Source organism: Pseudomonas sp. URIL14HWK12:I12 (assembly GCF_003097135.1).
Taxonomy (GTDB): domain Bacteria; phylum Pseudomonadota; class Gammaproteobacteria; order Pseudomonadales; family Pseudomonadaceae; genus Aquipseudomonas.
On record NZ_QEQL01000002.1, the window covers coordinates 632,899 to 651,830 of the forward strand.

At 64.2% G+C, this 18,932-nt stretch carries 13 protein-coding genes; 11 read left to right on the forward strand and 2 right to left on the reverse strand.

Going from position 1 to position 18,932, the window contains the following annotated elements; genetic code table 11:
- Positions 1 to 14 precede the first annotated feature (14 nt).
- From F474_RS09865 to F474_RS09915, 11 genes are all read left to right on the forward strand, one after another.
- Complete coding sequence (locus tag F474_RS09865) at positions 15 to 1,463, forward strand: efflux transporter outer membrane subunit (protein ID WP_097085325.1); 1,449 nt, start codon at positions 15 to 17, stop codon at positions 1,461 to 1,463.
- Complete coding sequence (locus F474_RS09870) at positions 1,460 to 2,599, forward strand: HlyD family secretion protein (protein WP_097085324.1); 1,140 nt, start codon at positions 1,460 to 1,462, stop codon at positions 2,597 to 2,599. The genes F474_RS09865 and F474_RS09870 overlap by 4 nt, the downstream gene beginning before the upstream one ends.
- Positions 2,596 to 4,107: an MDR family MFS transporter gene (locus tag F474_RS09875; RefSeq protein ID WP_097085323.1), complete on the forward strand. Its 1,512-nt coding sequence runs from the start codon at positions 2,596 to 2,598 to the stop codon at positions 4,105 to 4,107. The genes F474_RS09870 and F474_RS09875 overlap by 4 nt, the downstream gene beginning before the upstream one ends.
- A 327-nt stretch (positions 4,108 to 4,434) precedes the next feature.
- On the forward strand, positions 4,435 to 5,211 hold the full coding sequence (locus tag F474_RS09880) for a DUF3050 domain-containing protein (RefSeq protein ID WP_097085322.1): 777 nt from the start codon (positions 4,435 to 4,437) through the stop codon (positions 5,209 to 5,211).
- The gene (locus F474_RS09885) at positions 5,208 to 5,555 is read left to right on the forward strand and encodes a DUF4437 domain-containing protein (RefSeq protein ID WP_097085321.1); all 348 of its coding nucleotides are present in this window, start codon (positions 5,208 to 5,210) and stop codon (positions 5,553 to 5,555) included. The genes F474_RS09880 and F474_RS09885 overlap by 4 nt, the downstream gene beginning before the upstream one ends.
- Before the next feature lie 12 nt (positions 5,556 to 5,567).
- Positions 5,568 to 6,497 carry a diiron oxygenase gene (locus F474_RS09890; protein ID WP_097085320.1) on the forward strand — a complete coding sequence of 310 codons (930 nt, stop codon included), beginning with the start codon at positions 5,568 to 5,570 and terminating at the stop codon, positions 6,495 to 6,497.
- A gap of 16 nt (positions 6,498 to 6,513) precedes the next feature.
- Entirely contained in the window at positions 6,514 to 9,960 is a 3,447-nt protein-coding gene (locus F474_RS09895; RefSeq protein WP_097085319.1) for an amino acid adenylation domain-containing protein, read from the forward strand.
- 19 nt (positions 9,961 to 9,979) lie between these two features.
- Positions 9,980 to 10,447: an SRPBCC family protein gene (locus F474_RS09900; RefSeq protein ID WP_097085318.1), complete on the forward strand. Its 468-nt coding sequence runs from the start codon at positions 9,980 to 9,982 to the stop codon at positions 10,445 to 10,447.
- A gap of 227 nt (positions 10,448 to 10,674) precedes the next feature.
- Positions 10,675 to 13,092 (forward strand): glucose/quinate/shikimate family membrane-bound PQQ-dependent dehydrogenase, encoded by a 2,418-nt coding sequence (locus F474_RS09905; protein WP_097085317.1) that lies wholly within the window; start codon positions 10,675 to 10,677, stop codon positions 13,090 to 13,092.
- Between the two features lie 181 nt (positions 13,093 to 13,273).
- Positions 13,274 to 15,430, forward strand: coding sequence for a TonB-dependent receptor domain-containing protein (locus F474_RS09910; protein ID WP_097085316.1), 2,157 nt, complete (start codon positions 13,274 to 13,276; stop codon positions 15,428 to 15,430).
- A gap of 120 nt (positions 15,431 to 15,550) precedes the next feature.
- A complete protein-coding gene (locus F474_RS09915; protein WP_097085315.1) occupies positions 15,551 to 16,315 on the forward strand; it encodes an ABC transporter substrate-binding protein in 765 nt (254 codons plus the stop codon).
- 45 nt (positions 16,316 to 16,360) lie between these two features.
- Here F474_RS09915 and F474_RS09920 read toward each other — a convergent pair whose 3' ends face one another.
- On the reverse strand, positions 16,361 to 17,602 hold the full coding sequence (locus F474_RS09920; protein ID WP_097085314.1) for a saccharopine dehydrogenase family protein: 1,242 nt from the start codon (positions 17,600 to 17,602) through the stop codon (positions 16,361 to 16,363).
- A 142-nt stretch (positions 17,603 to 17,744) separates the two neighbouring features.
- Positions 17,745 to 18,842 carry a carboxynorspermidine decarboxylase gene (locus F474_RS09925; protein ID WP_097085313.1) on the reverse strand — a complete coding sequence of 366 codons (1,098 nt, stop codon included), beginning with the start codon at positions 18,840 to 18,842 and terminating at the stop codon, positions 17,745 to 17,747.
- Positions 18,843 to 18,932: the final 90 nt, after the last annotated feature.

Genomic DNA, 18,932 nt, shown 5'->3' on the forward strand with positions numbered 1-18,932 from the left:
CATGTGAACAGGCAATGGCACGACTTTTCCTCAAACACACCTTCACCTACCTGAGCCTGGCTGCGCTCTGTGCCTGCCAGGGGCAGGCGCCGAAGCCACCCACCGCACCCGCCACACCCGCTGACCTGGCGCTCGCCGCGCTGCCTGCTGGCGTTGGCGAGCAGCCGCTGCCGGATCGGTGGTGGGCGTTGTATCAGGACCCTGCGCTAGACCGGTGGGTGCGCCAGGCGCTGGCCAACAACCAGGACCTGGCCCAGGCCGACGCACGGCTGGCCGCCGTGATGGCCGGGCTGCGGCAAGCCCAGGCGGCCCAGGGGCCACAGACCGATCTTGAACTGGCGGCGCAATATGGGCGCACCGCCGACGATCAAACCCTGGCCCAGGCCAGAGGCACCTCGGCCCCTTCGCAGTGGCAATGGACGCCCGCCGCAGGCCTGAGTTGGCAGCTCGACCTGTTCGGCCAGGTGCGCGCCGCCATCCAGGCCGCCCAGGCCCACGCCGAGGCGGCTGCGGCAGCGCGTGACCAGCTGCGCCTTGTGGTGGCGGCACAAACCAGCCTGGCGTGGCTGGACCTGTGTGCCTACGGCGAGCAGATCGAGCAGACCCAAGCCTCACTGGCCAGCCTGGATGACAGCCTGCGCCTGACCGAGCGCCAGCGCGAAGGGGGCGTGGCGACGGAGCTGGACAGCGCCCGCCTGCAAGCCCTGGCCCGCAAGACCCGGGCGCAGCTGCCCTGGCTGCAGGCTCGGCAGAAGCTGGCGGCTGCACAGTTGGCGCTGCTCGGTGGGCAGGCCGAGCAGCCGCTGCAATTGCAGGCCTGCCAGCATATTCCGCGTCTCGCCGGCCCGCTGCCGGCCGGCGATGCCTGGCAATTGCTCAAGCGCCGCCCGGATGTTCGCCAAGCCGAGCGCGAGGCGCTGGCCTCTTCCTGGACACTTCGAAACGTGCAGGCCGACCTGTATCCCAAAGTGGTGTTCGGGGCATCGCTCAGTGCTTCCAGCCATACCTGGCACGGGTTGGGTGAGAGCCAGTCGGTGATGTTCGGGGTAGGCCCGCTGATCAGTTGGCAATTCCCCAATCGCCGCGCCAACCAGGCCCGCGTCGACGCAGCCGACGCCCAGCGTATGGCCAGCGAGGCGGCCTGGCGCCGCAGCGTCCAGGGCGCGCTGACCGACGTGCGCCAGGCACTGGCCCGCTACGACGGCGAGCGCCAGCGCGGCCTCTGGTTGGGCCAGGCCCTGGAGCAGAACGAGCGCGCCTTCGCCCTGGCCGACAGCAGCTACCGCGCCGGTGCGCTGGACGGCCTGCAGCGGCTGGATGCTCAACGCGAGCTGATCGCCGCGCGGCTGCGCCAGATCACCGCCCGGCAACGCCAGGCGCACAGTGAAATTGCCCTGTTTCAGGCCCTCGGAGGGGGATGGCAGGCACCCGTGGATGATTCGCGTACAGGAAACCGACCATGAACATCGCAGTGGACGAACAAGCCCATGCCGAGCAGTTGCAGGCCATGCTCGCCAAGCGCCGCGCGCGCCGGCGCATCACCGGTGCCGGCGGCGCATGCCTGGCAGCGCTGCTGGTGGTGGGAGGGTGGTGGTGGCTGGTAGGGCGCTTTCATGAAAGCACCGACGATGCCTATGTGCAGGCCGATTGGATGGCCGCCAGTGCCAGGGTGCAAGGCTATGTCGACCAAGTGCGAGTAGAGGATAACCAGCCTGTCAAGGCCGGCCAGGTGCTGCTGCGCTTGCAGGCCCGTGACTACCAGGCGCGGCTGGACCAGGCAAACGCGCGCCAGGCCCAAGCCAAGGCTGCGGTCGATGCCGCGCATGCCGAAGCGCAGGTGGCCCAGGCCGAAGTGCGGCGCCAGCAACCTGCGATCGAACGGGCGCAGTCCCAGCTCGATGCCGCTCGTGCGGAGAGCCAGCGAGCGCAATTGGACCTGGCCCGCTATCAAGGCCTGGTGCGTGACCAGGCGGCCACGCCTCAGCGCCTTGAAACCACCCGAGCCGCAGCCCTGCAGGCCCGCGCGGCAGTTCAGGGGGCCCGCGCTGCGTTGCTCGAGCAACAACAGTTGCTGCAGCTGGCGCAAGCGAAGGTACAACGCGCACAAGCTCAGGCCGCCCAGGCGTCTGCGAGCCTGGCCGAGGCCCAAGCACAAACGCTGATCGCCACCCAGAACCTGGAAGACACCGTGGTGCGCGCGCCGTTCGATGGCATGGTCGGGCAACGCAAAGTGCGGCCAGGCCAGTACGTGGTCGCTGGCCAACCGCTGCTGGCGGTGGTGCCGCTGGAGCAGGCCTACGTGGTTGCAAACTTCAAGGAAACCCAGCTTGAGCATCTGCGCATCGGGCAACCGGTCAGCCTGTCGGTGGACAGCTACCCCGGCCTTGAGGTGCATGGCCATGTGGACAGCTTCGCGCCCGGCTCAGGGGCACTGTTCGCCTTGCTGCCGCCAGACAACGCCACGGGCAACTTCACCAAGATCGTCCAGCGGTTTCCCGTGCGCATCCGGCTGGACCCACCGCAGGCCGGTGAACCGACAGTGCGCCCGGGCATGTCGGTGGTCGCCACCGTCGATACCCACGTGCGGGCCCAGCCATGAGCGAGCAGAAAGTATCGGCCAAAGCGTGGGTGGCCGTGCTCGGGGGCTTGTTCGGCTGCTTCATGGCGGGCATGAACGTGCACGTGACCAGCGCCGCGCTGCCCGAGATGGAAGGCTCGCTGGGGGCGACGTTCGAAGAGGGCTCATGGATCTCCACGGCCTACCTGGTGGCCGAGATCATCATGATCCCGCTCACCGCCTGGCTGGTGCAGGTGTTCTCGCTGCGCAAGGTCATGGGCCTGGGTTCACTCGTGTTTCTGATCGCCTCGGTGGCCTGTTCGCTGGCGCCGAACCTGCCGGTGATGATCACCATCCGCGTGATCCAGGGGGCGGCGGGGGCGGTGCTGATCCCGCTGTCGTTCCAGTTGATCATCACCGAGCTGCCTGCCTCGAAAATGCCCATGGGCATGGCGCTGTTCAGCCTGGCCAACAGCGTGGCCCAAGCCGCAGGGCCGTCGATTGGCGGCTGGCTCACCGATGCATGGTCGTGGCGCGGCATCTTTTACCTGCAGTTGGTCCCCGGCATTGCGCTGCTGGCGGCCATTGCCTGGTCGATCGATGCCAAGCCCATGCAGTTGTCGATGCTGCGCCGGGGTGACTGGCTGGGTATCACCGGCATGGTAGTGGGGCTGGGCGGCTTGCAGATCGTGCTGGAAGAGGGGGGGCGGCTTGACTGGTTCGGCTCCAGCTTCATCGTCTGGGCAACCGTGGCCTCGGTCATTGGCATCGCCGTGTTCGTGGCTACCCAGGTGTGGGGGGCGCGCTCGTTCATCAATCTCAGGCTGCTGGGTAACTACAACTTCGGCGTGGCGAGCGTGGCCATGTTCATCTTTGGGGGGGCGACCTTCGGCCTGGTGTTTCTGGTCCCGAACTACCTCTCGCAGCTGCAGCACTACAACGCCCGCGAGATCGGTATCAGCCTGATTGCCTACGGCATGGTGCAACTGTTGCTGGCCCCCCTGATGCCGAGGCTGATGCGCTGGACGAGCCCCAAGATCATGGTCAGCACCGGCTTTCTGATCATGGCCCTGGGGTGCTGGCTGGGCGCTCACCTGGACGGCGACAGCGCCGCGAACGTGATCATCCCTTCGACGGTGGTTCGGGGTATTGGCCAGCCCTTCATCATGGTCGCGTTGTCGGTGCTGGCGGTTGCCGGCCTGGACAAAGCCCAGGCCGGCTCCGCTTCAGCGGTGTTCTCGATGCTGCGCAACCTGGGTGGGGCGGTCGGCACCGCCTTGCTGGCACAGGTGGTGTCGATCCGTGAGCGCATGCATTCGGAGCGCATCGGCGAGAGCGTAACGGTGTTCTCACAGAGCGTGCAGGCCCGCCTGGGGGCCCCGCTGCACAGCTGGCTGCCTGACGGCCAGATGGCACTGTCGCAGCTGGCCGGCACGATCCGCCGCGAAGCCTACCTGATGGCTTATTCCGATGCGTTCTGGCTCGCCTGTATGGCGTTGATCGGTTGTGCAGTGGCCACAGTATTGATGCGAACTTCCAAACCTTCATGAGGTGCGTAATGGTTCATAAAAAGGGAATGGATTTCATGTTTGTAAGTTGACGTTTACGTTTGATCCATAGGTGAATAAGGGCGAACTCCGAAAGGACTTCGCCCGTGCTGCGTTGTTTATTATAAGATGTAAACATCCATAACTTTTCGTTCGGGGTGTTGACGAAGTTTGCCGCTGCCGGTTACGGTTTCGCTCGCTCTGGATATGTTTTGAAATATTTCAGCTTCCCAGGGGACTATAACTATTCAGCCCGCCGTGCATCAGCCGTGGCCCGTGCCTGCCCGCTCGATCAATAGCACGGCACTTTCGGATGAGGGATAAGTGCAAATGGACCGTCAACAAGTTGAACTTGAAACCCGCAAACGCCAATTGGGCCAACACCCGGTATTCGGGGAAATCCGCACGCTTGAGGGCCTGCGTGCGTTTATGGAAACCCACGTTTTCGCCGTATGGGATTTCATGACCTTGACCAAGCGCCTGCAACGCGAGCTCACCTGCGTCGAGCTGCCCTGGTTGCCCCCGGTAGACCCGGCATCGGCCCACCTGATCAACGAAATTGTGCTGGGTGAAGAGTCTGACCTGAAGCTTACCGGTGGCCACTACAGCCATTTCGAGCTCTACCTGGACGCCATGCGTGAGATCGGTGCGAGCACCGATTGCATCGAGCACTTCATCGCCATGATGCGCGAAGGGCGCACGGTGAGCCAGGCACTGCAACACTGCCAGGCGCCGGCTTCAGCGGCCCGCTTCGTTGGCGAAACCCTGGAAGTGGCCCTGAACGGGCAGCCGCACGAAGTGGCTGCGGCCTTTCTGCATGGCCGCGAAAGTGTGATCCCGGCGATGTTCCAGCAGATCCTCGATGACTGGAACATCACCGGCGACCATGCGCCGACCTTCCGTTACTACCTGCAGCGTCATATCGATGTCGACTCCGATGACCACGGCCCTGCAGCCGAGAACCTGCTGGCGCGCCTGGTACGGGGCGACGCAGGCCGCCAGGCCGAAGTCTACAGCGCCGCGCGCGCGGCGATCACCAGCCGCACCGCGCTATGGGATGCATTGCGCGAGCAACTGGAAGTTGTACAAGCGGAGTGCGTGGCATGAAGTTCGAGGTCATTGAACAGGCCCTGGCCCAGTGGCAGGCCGTCCCGTCGGAGCGTGATATCAGCCTGACCGTTTTCAAGGACAGCCTCGACTCCGCCACTCGCACCGGTATCCGCACTCGGCTGGTACGTTTTCATCCCGGTGGCGGCACGCGTGAGATTTACACCCATGATTATCACGAAGAGGTTTATTTGATCGAAGGCGATCAAACCGAAGTGGCCGCACCGGGGCGGGCCGCCAAAACTTATGGCCCAGGTGATTACTTCTTTCGAGCTGCCAATACCGAACATGGGCCCTTTCATTCGGAGCGCGGTTGCTTGCTCTTCGAAGTTCATTACTATTGAAGGAGCCGGTTCATGAATGCACTGGACTACCAATCTTTCGCCGATGTTTGGGAAAAGCGCGCGACCATTCGAACGCGCCCTCGGCGGGCTGTCGAAGATGACGGCAAGTTGATGTACCCGGTGAGCCGCCAACCGCTGGTGGTCAGCGCGACGTTCTTGCGCGAGTGCCCGCACTTGCAAGCTTTTGCGCTGGTACAGAGCCTCTACAAGTTCATCAACGACGTGGTGATCTTCGAAACCGAGATTGTCGACCGTACTGCGCGCAGCATTGCCAAGGACCGCTTCGATATCCGCTTTCCGTTCGCCTGCCGTTACGACGCCATGACCGTGGTGGTCGATGAGGACTATCACGCCTTGGTGGCAATGGACTACATGCAGCAAACCATCGCGCTGACCGGCATTGAGCCGATCCCGCTGCCCCAGGAAATCGAGCTCAGCCGCTCGATTCCCAAGGCGATCGCATTGGCCCCGGAGCACCTGAAGGCAGCCGTGGAGCTGATCTGCGTGTCAGTGGCGGAAAACACGCTCACCAACGACGTCGCGGCGTTTTCCAAAGATGACTCGGTCAAGCAATCGGTCAAAGGCCTGATGGCCGATCACCTGGCCGATGAGGGCCGCCACTCCAGTTTCTGGGCACGGCTCACCAAAGCCTGGTGGCAAAGTGCGCCCGCCCCCGACCGGCAGGTGATCGCTTCGATCATGCCGGTGTTTCTCAGCGAATACCTGAGCAACGACATTCAGAAGCAGTTCGACTTCACCCTGATCGACCACCTGGATGTCAGCCCGGCTGTGCGTGCGGCCTTGCGCGAAGAGGTCGAGAGCCTGGCGTTTCCTATCACTGCCCAACACCCGCTGGTAGGCAACATTGTGCGGTTCTTCCGTGCCAGCACGATGCTGGACGACCCCAGCATGGAGGCAGCGCTGGCTGCCTGGTTGCCTTGAGCCGGAGGAGCGAGAAATGAAAAATCTCAGTATCGGCCTGCTTGGCAGCAGCCGTGCTTTGCAAACTGTCGCGGCCCTGTTGGAGGAGTACGGCCATCAGGTGGTGTGGTTGCCGGCTGGCGGGTCAGCGCTGCTCGATGAGCACGACCTGCTGATCGACGAGGGGGCAGGGGGTGTCAACTGCCCAGCGAACGTGCCGCGCCTGACCCTTCGAGTATTCGCCGAGGCCGGCTGGAGCAGCGACCAAGGCGTGGCGTTGGAGGTCGGGGTGGCGCTGCCTGGCCAGTGGCGGCGGTTGGAGCGCGTCGAGGTGGGCGCTGAAGCGTCCGGCAATGGCGCAGACCTGAGTGCGCGTGCCACGGCGCAATTGGCCGAAGCTTGCGCCGACCACGTCAGTGGTTTCTCGCGCAGCGACGAGTATTTCACCTGCCATGGCACGGTGGCCGAATTGGCCGGCCAGCCCCTCGCCTGGCTGGAGCAGGCGGCGTGGCAGCACGTGCACAATGCCACCGCTCGGCCTGCACTGCTGGCGCAGGCGCAAGCCGGTTTTGTCTCCGTGCTGAGCGAGAGCCTGCTTGCCCACGCAGAGCGCACCGCGTTGTTGCTCGAAGACCGCGCGGTCAGCTACGCGCAATTGCACGCCGCCAGCCTGGTGATTCAGGAGCGCCTGGCCCCCCTGCTGCTCAGCGACAGTGCAACACCGCCGGTAGTCGCCATCGCATTGCCCAAGGGCCTGCACTTATACGCGGCCATCCTGGCTGTGCTTGGCAGCGGGGCCACCTACTTGCCACTGGACCCTGCTCATCCGCTGGAGCGCAGGTTGCAGATCCTGACCAATGCGCAGGCGTGCGTGTTGATCCATGCCGGCGAGCAAGGGTGCGAGCCAGCCTGCCCAGTACTGGACGTCAGCCGGCTTCCGTTCATGCACCAAGGTATAGCGGGCCAGCAACGCGAAGCCCTTGCGCCACGCCAGAGCCTGCTGCGTGCGCCACGCCGGGCTGAACAGCCCTGTGTGACCATCTACACCTCCGGCACTACGGGCGAGCCGAAAGGGGTGCAGCTCTCCGACGCCAACCTCAGCCACTTCTGCGCCTGGTACATCGGCCACGTGGGCCTGGATGCCGACAGCCATGCGCTGCAGTTTTCGACCGTCAGTTTCGACGCCTCGATGCTGGACATCTTCCCCACGCTGATGGTGGGGGCCTGCCTGGTGGTGCCCAGCGAAGACCAGCGCCGTGACCCCACCCAACTGGGCGCGTTGATCCAGCAGGCACGGGTCAGCCATGGCTTTCTACCGCCTGCGCTGTTGAGCATCCTGCCGTTGCAGACGCTTTTCGGCATGGCCCATGTGATCACCGGCGGTGATGTGTGCGAGCCCCACGTGGTGGAGGCACTTGCACCGCACACCCACCTGCATAACATCTACGGCCCGACTGAAACCACGGTGCTTGCCACCTCTCATCGATTCGCTTCGGGCGACTCCAATCGGTTGCTGGGGCAGCCGATCGCCAACACGCAAGTGGTTTTGCTCGATGAACAGGGCCTGCCGGTAGGCGAGGGCGAGGTCGGGGAGCTGCACATCGCCGGGCCCGGCGTGGGCCTGGGCTACCTCAATGCACCGGAGGCGACCGCCCAGCGCTACATCCAGGCGCCGGCCTGGCTGCCGGGGCGGCTCTACCGCACCGGTGACCTGGCACGCTGGGGCACGCGGGGCATCGAGATCGTCGGCCGGCGTGACAATCAGGTGAAAATTCGCGGCTTCCGCGTCGAGCCAGAGGAAATCGAGCAGGTACTGCGTGGCAGTGGCCTGTTCAATCAGCTGGCGATCACCATCGATGGCCAGCGGCGCATCCTGGCGTTTTTCGCCCAGCCGCGCGCGCTGGAACCGGATGAAGCCACCCAGGCGCTGAAGGCCTGGGCGCAAGCGCAGTTACCTGATTACATGCGCCCCGCCCACTGGCGCCTGCTCGAACAGTTGCCAGCGACCCCCAACGGCAAGCTCGACCGCCATGCCTTGGCAGCGCTGCCGTTGCAGGAGCGTGACGCCAGCGCTGTTCAGGGGCCTGCCAACGAGCTTGAACGCCGCGTTGCGGCCATTTGGGCAGGCCTGTTGGACATGGCCCCGGCTGACCTGGACGTGCAGGAAAGCTTTTTCAACCTGGGTGGGCATTCGATCTTGCTGTCGCAGATGCTGATGGCGTTGCGCGAGGCGTTCGGCAAGGGTGTGTCGATCAATCGCTTCATCGAGCTGCCGACCATCCGCAACCTGGCCGAGCTGCTGGCTCAGGATGAACCGGCCTCGGCCCGGGTAAGCCCGCGCGCGCTCGAAGATGCCGCCTATTGCCCTGACCTCCAGGTGCTTGGGCCAGAGCGGCTGGGCGATGTGCATAAAGTGATCGTCACCGGCGCCAATGGCTTTCTCGGGGTGCACCTGGTGCAGGCATTGCTGGAGCTGGGCACTACGGAAGTGGCCTGCCTGGTGCGTGGCAGCGCTGGCCAGAGTGCCGCGCAGCGCTTTGCCCAGGCCTTGCGCGACAACCGCCTGGAACATCTGGACATGGCTCGTGTGCGGGTGATCGAGGCCGATATCAGCCAGCCAAGGCTGGGCCTGGACGTCGCTACCTGGGCCGAGCTCGACGCTCACTACGGTGCGCTGATCTACAACGCGGCCAACGTCAACCATGTGCTCGACTACGAGTCGCTGGTCAAAGACAACGTGGCCCCGGTGCTGGAGTGCCTGAAGCTGTGCGAAGGCCGCACCAAGAAGATCTTCAACTTTATTTCCACACTGTCGGCCGCCAGCGCAGTCGACGATGACGGCCGGGTGCTGGAAGCGCCGCCGGCGCCGACGCCGCCGATCTACATCCGCAATGGCTACAACCTGTCCAAGTGGGTGGCCGAGCGGGTGCTATGGGCAGCCTGCGAGCAGGGGGTATGGGTCAATCTCTACCGGCCCGGCAACATAACCTTCAGCACCCGCACCGGCGTCTGCCAGCCGCACCAGAACCGCTTGATGCTGATGCTCAAAGGGTCGCTGCAGCTGCGCGAAGTGCCGCAACTGTCGCTCAATTTCGACCTGATGCCCGTGGACTTCCTGGCCCGCTTCATTGCCTTCCACGCCAGCCGTTTCCAACGCCGCCAGGCGGTGTTCAACCTCCATAACCCGCAGCCCCTGAGCTGGGAAAACTACGTGCAGGCTTTTCGCGAGGCAGGGCACGAGTTCAGCTGGGTGCCTGTGAGCCAGTGGCAACAGCGCCTGGGGGCGATCGGGAGCGACAACGCGCTGTTCGGCGTGGTCGGCTTTTACCTCAACGGTTTCGAGGAAGACATCGGCGACATCTCGCACATTCAGCACGACAACGCCCGCCGTGGCGTGGAAACCATGGGTACCCAGTACCCGGAAAAGAACCACGGCCTGCTGCGCCGTGGTTGCCAATACCTCAAAGAAATCGACTTCATCTGAACGTCACAAGGAGCTTCTGATGCAAACGTTCGAACCCGATACCCTGATTGCCAACCCCACCGGCGTGCCGGTAGTTGCCTCGGTGCTGGTCAATGCAGAGCCGGCGAAGGTGTGGAACATCGTGGGTAACTTCGCCGGCTTCCCGGTGTTTATCCCGGCGCTGTCGCACATCGAAATGACCGGCACTGGCGTGCGCTCGGTGCGCAAGAAGCTGTTCAAGGACGGCAATGTGGTGATCGAGCAGCTCAACAGCCGCGACGACGCGGCGATGCACATGACCTGGTCGCTGATCTACACCTCGCTCAACATCGGTAACCTGTGGGCCGCCATGCAGGTCGAGCCAGCAGGCCAAGGCCAGAGCCGCGCCACCTGGACCATCATCGGCGAGCCCTATACCGGCACCGAAGCCGATCGCCCAGGGTTCCAGGCGTTTCTGCAGGCCTTCGCCGACGATGCGATGAACAACGTCCGCAACCTGTTCGCGTAACTCCCCCGAGGCGGGGCGCCATGTCGCCCCGCCTGTCTTCCTGCCGATTGTTGCGATTCGAGCAACAGTCAATTCCCTTCCTTGAGTAGGACAGGTTGTCGCACCCCTGTGGGATTTTCGGTATCCTTTATGAACTAACTAATTGTTACATTTTGAGCGTGCCCCCTCCGGCAACCGCTGCACGGGCACGCGACCTTCCGAATTTCCCATCGCAGGATCGATGCAACATGACTGACTCACGTACGCAGGCCACCGGCCGCCGCTGGCCGATCTGGCTGGCGGCGCTCGGTGTGCTGGTGTTTGGCTTGCTCTACACCGCCCTGGGCGGCTATCTCGTTACGCTTGGCGGCAGCTGGTACTTCGCCCTTGCCGGCGTAGGCATGCTGATCGCTTCACTTTCGTTGTTCCGCCAGCGCTTGTTCGGGGCCTGGCTGTTCGCTCTGGTGATGGTGCTGTCGGTGATCTGGGCGCTGGCCGATGCGGGCCTTGAGTTCTGGCCACAGGTCTCGCGCCTGTTCGCACCGGGTGTGCTCAGCCTTGTCGTGGCGCTGGCCTACCCCAGCTTGCGGCGTCGCAACGGGCTGGCTGCCGGCGCCGGTGGTTACGGCCTGGCAGCGTTGCTGGCGGTGGCGTTGGCTGGGGGGGCGTGGGGCATGTTCAAACCGCATGCGCCGGTCACTGGCGCAGGCCCTGGCCTGACTCAGGTCGACCCTGCCAAGGCCCAGAAAGACTGGGCGCATTATGGCAACGACGAAGGCGGCAGCCGCTTCGCGGCGCTCGACCAGATCAACCGCAGCAACGTCGGCTCGCTGGTCACCGCCTGGACCTACCACACCGGCGATGTAGCCCTCAGCGACGGGAACGGGGCCGAAGACCAGCTTACCCCGCTGCAGGTGGGCGACAAAGTGTTCATCTGCACCCCGCACAACAATGTCATCGCGCTGGACGCCGACACCGGCAAACAGCTGTGGAAGAACGAAATCAATGCCCAGTCCAAGGTGTGGCAACGCTGCCGGGGCCTGGCGTACTTCGACGCCACCCAGCCCACCGCCAGCACCTCGGAAGCCGGTAATACGCCGGTGATCCCAGTCAGCCTGCCAGCCGGTGCCAATTGCCAACGCCGCCTGTTGACCAACACCATCGACGCCCGCTTGATCGCGGTTGACGCCGACACCGGCGAGTTCTGCCAAGGCTTCGGCCATAACGGCGTCGTCGACCTCAAGGCCGGCCTGGGCACCGTTCCGGACTCCTACTACCAACTTTCTTCGGCACCGTTGATGGCCGGCACCACCGTCGTGGTTGGCGGCCGCGTGGCTGACAACGTGCAGACCGACATGCCCGGCGGTGTGATCCGCGGCTTCGACGTGATCACCGGTGCGATGCGTTGGGCGTTCGACCCGGGCAACCCCGAGGACAAGAAAGCGCCTGCAGAGGGCCAGACCTACGTGCGCAGCACCCCCAACAGCTGGGCGCCGATGTCTTACGATGCGGCGATGAATACCGTGTTCCTGCCCATGGGCAGCTCGTCCACCGATATCTATGGCGTCGAGCGCACCGCCTTGAACCACAAGTACGGTGCCTCGGTGCTAGCGCTCAACGCCAGCACCGGTGAAGAGAAGTGGGTGTACCAGACCGTGCACAACGACCTCTGGGACTTCGACCTGCCCATGCAGCCGAGCCTGGTGGACTTCCCGGTCAACGGCCAGAACGTACCGGCAGTGATCATTGGCACCAAGGCCGGGCAGCTCTACGTGCTCGACCGCAAGACCGGCAAGCCGCTGACCCAGGTCGATGAAGTCCCGGTCAAGGCAGCCAACATCCCCGGCGAGCCTTATTCGCCCACCCAGCCGCGCTCGGTGGGCATGCCCCAGCTGGGCAACCAGACCCTGACTGAGTCGGACATGTGGGGCGCCACGCCCTTCGACCAGATGCTGTGCCGCATCGCCTTCAAACAGATGCGTTACGACGGCCTGTACACCGCACCGGGCACCGACACCTCGCTCAGCTTTCCCGGCTCGCTGGGGGGCATGAACTGGGGTGGCCTGTCGTTCGACCCGGTGCACGGCTACCTGTTTGCCAATGACATGCGCCTGGGCCTGTGGATCAAGATGGTCCCGCAGCAGAAGGACGCCAAGGCGGCCTCCGGCGGTGAATCGATCAACACCGGCATGGGCGCGGTGCCGCTCAAGGGCACTCCATACGCGGTGAACAAGAACCGCTTCCTGTCCATCGCCGGCATTCCGTGCCAGGCGCCGCCGTTCGGCACCCTATCGGCCATCGACCTGCATACCCGCAGCATTGCCTGGCAGGTGCCGGTGGGCACCGTCGAAGATCAGGGGCCGATGGGCATCAAGATGCACATGCCCATGCCGATCGGCATGCCGACCTTGGGCGGCACCTTGTCGACCCAGGGCGGCCTGGTGTTCATCGCCGGCACCCAGGACTACTACCTGCGCGCCTACAACACCGCCAACGGTGACGAGCTGTGGAAACAACGCTTGCCCGTCGGCAGCCAGGGCGGCCCGATGACCTACGTATCGCCGAAAACCGGCAAGCAGTACATCGTGGTCACCGCAGGTGGCGGTCGCCAGTCGCCTGACCGGGGTGACTATGTGATCGCCTACGCACTGCCGGCCAGCCACTGAGTTGTGCCTGCCTGGCCGCCCGGGTTCGCCCGGGCGTGCCACCCCTGGCGTGACTTTACGCGCACGCCAGGCTTCCAACCCCCGCCACCCACGGGCTTAGCCCCGCCTTCGATCTTCGTACCCTGTGTAACCGCGGCAGCCCTGCGCGCCCGTTTCGCAGCTTCAGTTCAGGATGTTCCGCATGTTTTCGCTCGCTCCCCCGTTCGCCCGCCGGGCGCTTTCCTGCCTGGGTTACGGCGCGGCGCTGGTTTTAAGTGGCGCGGCGTTGGCCGACGATGACGCGCTGGAGCTGGGCAGCGTCGAGGTCACAGCCGCAGGGCTGGCCCCGAATGAAGAGCAGGCCAGCCGTGCACGGGAGGCCCTGCATCGCCTGCCGGGGGCGAGTAACTATGTGGACCTGCAGCAGGTCGGCGAGGGCCGCAGCAGCACCAACGCCGACGTGTTTCGCTTGCAACCGGGCGTGTATGCCCAGGCCACCAACAACGAAGGCATCAAGCTGTCGATCCGTGGCTCGGGCTTGAACCGCGGCCCCGGCGCACACGCCTCGGGGCTGTACGAAACCTTTGATGGCCTGCCGCTGACCGGCCCTGGCGGCACCCCCTACGAGCTCAAGGAGCCGTTGTGGGCCAGCGGCGTTGAAGTGCTGCGCGGCGCCAACGGCTTCGACCGCGGTGCTTTGGCCCTGGGTGGGGCGGTGAACTACATCAGCCGCACCGGCCTGGATGCCCCGCTGTTGGGCGTTCATTACGAGGCCGGGAGCAAGGGGTACGCCAAACGCGAGATCAGCTCCGGGCAAGTGCTGGGCGATGCCGATTACTTTGTCAGCCTCACCGACTCGGCCAGCGACGGCGAGCGCGAGCACAGCGGCGGCAGCGGGCAGGGTGTGGCCGCCAACTTCGGCTATCGCTTCAGCCCAGAGCTGGAGACCCGGTTCTATTTTCGCTACCGCGAAACCGACAACGACATGCCTGGCAACCTGACCCGTGCGCAAATCGAGCACAACCCCCACGTTGCCAACGCCGGCTACCTGGCCCGCGATGCCAAGCGCATCGAGCCGGGCAGCACATGGCTTGCCAACAAGACCACTTGGCGTTTCGCCGATAACCAACGCCTGGAAGCGGGCCTTGCCTACCATGACTACCCCATGGACCTGCGCGAGGGCACCAACCGCATCAAGGTGGCCTACACCGACGTCAGCGGTGTGCTCAACTACGTGCGTGACGATGAATTCGCAGGCCGCACCAGCCAGACCACCCTGGGCCTGCGCACCACCCAGGCGATGCCCAACAGTGGCGCTTCCGAATACGTGCGCACCCCGGCGGGCAATACGGCTGGCTATGCGCCCGGCACCACCACGCGCCACTACAGCTACCTGGGTTCGGACAGCGTGCTGCACTTGGGCAACGAGCTGCAGTTGGCCGACGACCTGTGGCTGACCAGCGGCATCGCGGCGATCTACACCCGGCGCCAATCGGACGTGACCTACCCCCAGGGCGGCGGTTCGGTCAGCCAGCACGCCTGGGACTACGCCGCGCGCCTGGGCTTGCGTTGGCAGCTCAGCCCAGGCCTTGAGCTGTACGGCAACCTCAGCCGCTCCGTGGAGCCGCCCCATGCCTGGTCGCTGCTGTGGAGCTCGAATCGGTACTTCACCAGCGGCCCGGCCCGCGGGCTGGCACGGCAGGGCATCGACCTGAAGAACCAGAGCGCCACCACTCTTGAGGTCGGCGGCCGGGGTGATAGCCCGCTGGGCGCCTGGAGCGCAGCGGTGTACCGCTCTGAAGTGCGCCACGAGCTGTTGAGCGTCGAGACCCAAGCCGCCACGCCCACCACCTCACAAGTGGTGGCTGAGGTAAACGCCAGCCCCACGGTGCACCAGGGCGTAGAGCTGGGCCTGGAGACGCCGCTGTGGGAGGGCGGCGCGGCCGGCAAGCTGGCGCTGACCCAAGCCTTCACCTACAGCGATTTCCACTACCGCGACGATGGCCGCTTCGGCAGCAACGCCTTGCCCGGCATCCCACGCCAGTACTACCAGGCCGAGCTGCGCTACAGCCTGCCCGAGGGGTGGTACGCAGCGGTCAACACCGAGCGTGCCGGGCGACGCGCGGTGGACTACGCCAACTCCTATTACACCCGTGCCTATGCGCTCTACGGCGCTCGGCTAGGCTACGCCTCGCCCCGGCAGGCCTGGAGCGGCTGGGTCGACCTGCGCAACCTCACCAACGAGCGCTACGCCGCAACGGTCAGCCCCGGTTATGACGACAAGGGCGCAGACGTTGCCCGTTCGTTCCCGGGTGAAGGGCGCGGCGTGTTCGTAGGGGTGTCCTACGCCTGGCGTTGACGTTGCTGTCAGCGAGGCGCCCGCCGCCGGTGAAGGCGCCCGTTGCTGGGCAGCCGACAGCTGACGCCGCCGCCACCTGCGCCTACACTTGGCAAATATTTCACGGGACAGGATGGTGCCATGCGAATCGCTCGCTTTGGGCTGTGGGGGTGGCTGGCACTGGTTGCGGCAACGGGCCAATGCCTGGCGGCTCCTGCGTTGAGAGTGGTCACCGAAGAGCTACCGCCGTACAACATGATGAGCAGCGATGGCAGGGTCACTGGGCTGTCCACCGAGATCGTGCAGGCGGTGATGCGCGAGGCGGGCGCCAGTGCGCGCATCGAAGTGTTGCCCTGGGCGCGGGCCTATGACATGGCATTGAACGTGCCCAATGTGCTGATCTACTCAATCGCCCGCACGGCTGAGCGTGAGCCGCTGTTTCAGTGGGTCGGCGCCCTTGCCCCCACCCGGTGGTACCTGTATAGCCTCGCCGACCGCCCCGTCAGGCTCGACAACCTGGCCGACGCCCGTGGGCATCAGATCGCAACGGTTCATGAAGATGTCGGCGAGCAATACTTGATCGGCAAAGGCTTCAAGCCTGGCTCCGAGCTGCAAGCTACCAGCAAGTATGAATACAACTACCGCAAGCTCAAGGTCGATCACGTGGAGCTGTGGATCTCCAATGAGCTCAACGCAGTGTACCTGGTGCGCAAGAATGGGGACGACCCGGACAAGGTGCTGGTCAAGAGCCTGGCGCTGCCGGAGCTGTCGCGCGACGAGGGGCTGAGCCTGGCATTCAGCCGTGGGACGCCGCCGGAAACGGTCGATCGCTTTCGAGCGGCACTGGCCCGCCTGCGTGCCGATGGCACGATCGAGGCGATCCTGAACAAGTGGCTCAGGGATTAGCACCGAACCGCACGTCGGTGTGCAGTTCGGTGCTGGGGGCGCAGCTTACTTGGCGTTCCAGGCGCGGTCGCCGTGCTCGTCCTTGATGCGAGTCGGCAAGCCCATTACGTCCAGTGCTTCCAGGAACGGCTCGGCCGGCAGCTCCTCGACGTTGGCCATGCGTTGCACATCCCAAACGCCGCGGGCGACCAGCAGCGCTGCGGCCACAGGTGGCACGCCAGCGGTGTAGGAAATGCCCTGGCTATCGGTCTCGGCGTAGGCTTGTTCATGGTCGGCCACGTTGTAGATGAACAGCTCGCGCGGCTGGCCACCTTTGGTGCCCTTGACCAGATCGCCGATGCAGGTCTTGCCGGTGTAGCCCGGCGCCAGCGAAGCGGGGTCGGGGAGCACGGCCTTGACCACCTTCAGCGGCACCACTTCCAGGCCTTCGGCTGTTTTGACCGGCTGCTCGGACAGCAGGCCCAGGTTCTTGAGCACGGTGAACACGTTGATGTAGTGCTCGCCGAAGCTCATCCAGAAGCGCACGTTGGGCACGTCGAGGTTCTTGGAGATCGAGTGCACTTCGTCATGGCCGGTCAGGTACAGGCTTTGCTCGCCTACCACCGGCAGGTCGTCGGTGCGCTTGACTTCGAACATGCTGTTGCTGGTCCACTGGCTGTTCTGCCAGCTCCACACCTGCCCGGTGAACTCGCGAAAGTTGATTTCCGGGTCGAAGTTGGTGGCGAAGTACTTGCCGTGGGAGCCGGCATTGACGTCGAGGATGTCGATCGAGTCAATGCGGTCGAAATACTGTTGTTGCGCCAATGCGGCGTACGCATTGACAACGCCCGGGTCGAAACCCACGCCAAGAATGGCGGTGACGTTCTTCTGCTGGCACTCTTGGAGGTGTTTCCACTCGTAGTTGCCGTACCAGGGCGGTGTTTCGCAGATCTTGCCGGGTTCTTCGTGAATGGCGGTGTCCAGGTAGGCGGCGCCGGTATCGATGCAAGCGCGCAGCACCGACATGTTCAAGAAGGCGGAGCCAACGTTGATCACGATCTGCGATTCGGTTTCGCGGATCAGCGCCTTGGTGGCCTCGATGTCGAGGGCGTTCAGCGCGAAGGCGTGGATCTCGGCCGGTTGCTTGAGGCTACCCTTGGCCTTGACGCTGTCGATGATGGCCTGGCATTTGGAGATGTTCCGTGACGCGATAGCGATACGACCTAGCTCGTCGTTGTGCTGCGCGCACTTGTGGGCCACCACCTTGGCGACACCTCCTGCACCAATGATAAGAACGTTCTTCTTCAATTTCTCTGTGTCTCCTTGCATGAGGCCGATGGGCTCTGGATTGAAATGCAACAGCTAGGGAAGGCCGGCTTGCCGGGCGACGAGGCGCCTAAGCTGGGCGCAGCGCTGAAGGCCCTGCGGCGTTCAGCGCTTGCCACCCCACTTACGACAAGCTGCTCAGGTAATCGTCGAAACCGAATTCGCGTACCAGTTCGATACTGCCATCGAGTTGTTTCACAACGATGGACGGCATTTTCAGGCCGTTGAACCAGTTCTTCTTGACCATGGTGTAGCCGGCAGCGTCCACGAACGAGAGCCGGTCGCCGATTGCCAGTGGGCGATCGAAGCGGTATTCGCCAAAAATGTCGCCGGCCAGGCACGATTTGCCGCACACCATGTAGGTGTGCTCGCCGTCGTTGGGGGCCATCTTGGCGTCGAGGCGGTAGATCAACAGGTCGAGCATGTGCGCCTCGATGGAGCTATCGACCACCGCCAGGTGCTTGCCGTTGTAGAGGGTGTCGAGCACGGTCACTTCCAGCGAAGCGCTCTGAGTGATCGCAGCCTCTCCCGGCTCCAAGTACACCTGCACGCCGAACTTCTCCGAGAAAGCCTTCAAGCGCGCACAGAATGCATCGAGCGCGTAGCCCTCGCCGGTAAAGTGAATGCCGCCGCCCAGGCTCACCCAGCTCACTTGGTGCAGCAGGTGCCCGAAGCGCTCTTCGATGGTGCCCAGCATCTGGTCGAACAGGCCGAAGTCGCCGTTTTCGCAATTGTTGTGGAACATGAAGCCGGAGACCTGGCCGATGACTGCCTCGATCTTGGCCGGGTCCCATTCGCCCAGGCGGCTGAAGGGGCGCGCCGGGTCGGCCAGCAGGTAGTCCGAGGAGCTGACTTGCGGGTTCACCCGCAGGCCGCGCACCTTGCCTTCGCTGGCTTGGGCAAAGCGTTGCAGCTGGCCGATAGAGTTGAAGATGATCTTGTCGCAGTTCTCCAGCATCTCGCCGATTTCATCGTCGGCCCAGGCCACGCTGTAGGCATGGGTTTCGCCTTCGAACTTCTGGCGGCCGAGCTTGAGCTCGTAGAGCGAGGAGGAGGTGGTGCCGTCCATGTACTGCTGCATCAGGTCGAACACCGACCAGGTCGCGAAGCACTTGAGCGCCAGCAAGGCCTTGGCCCCGGAGTTTTCCCGCACGTAGGCGATCTTCTCGAGGTTCTTGAGCAGCTTCTGTTTGTCGATCAGGTAATAGGGCGTCTTGAGCATTTCAAGGCCTCCGGCGCGGCCAGCCAAAAAAAAGACACGCATTGTGCCGATAGTTGGCCCGGGGCGAAAGAGACCGTAGCGCTTTTAGTG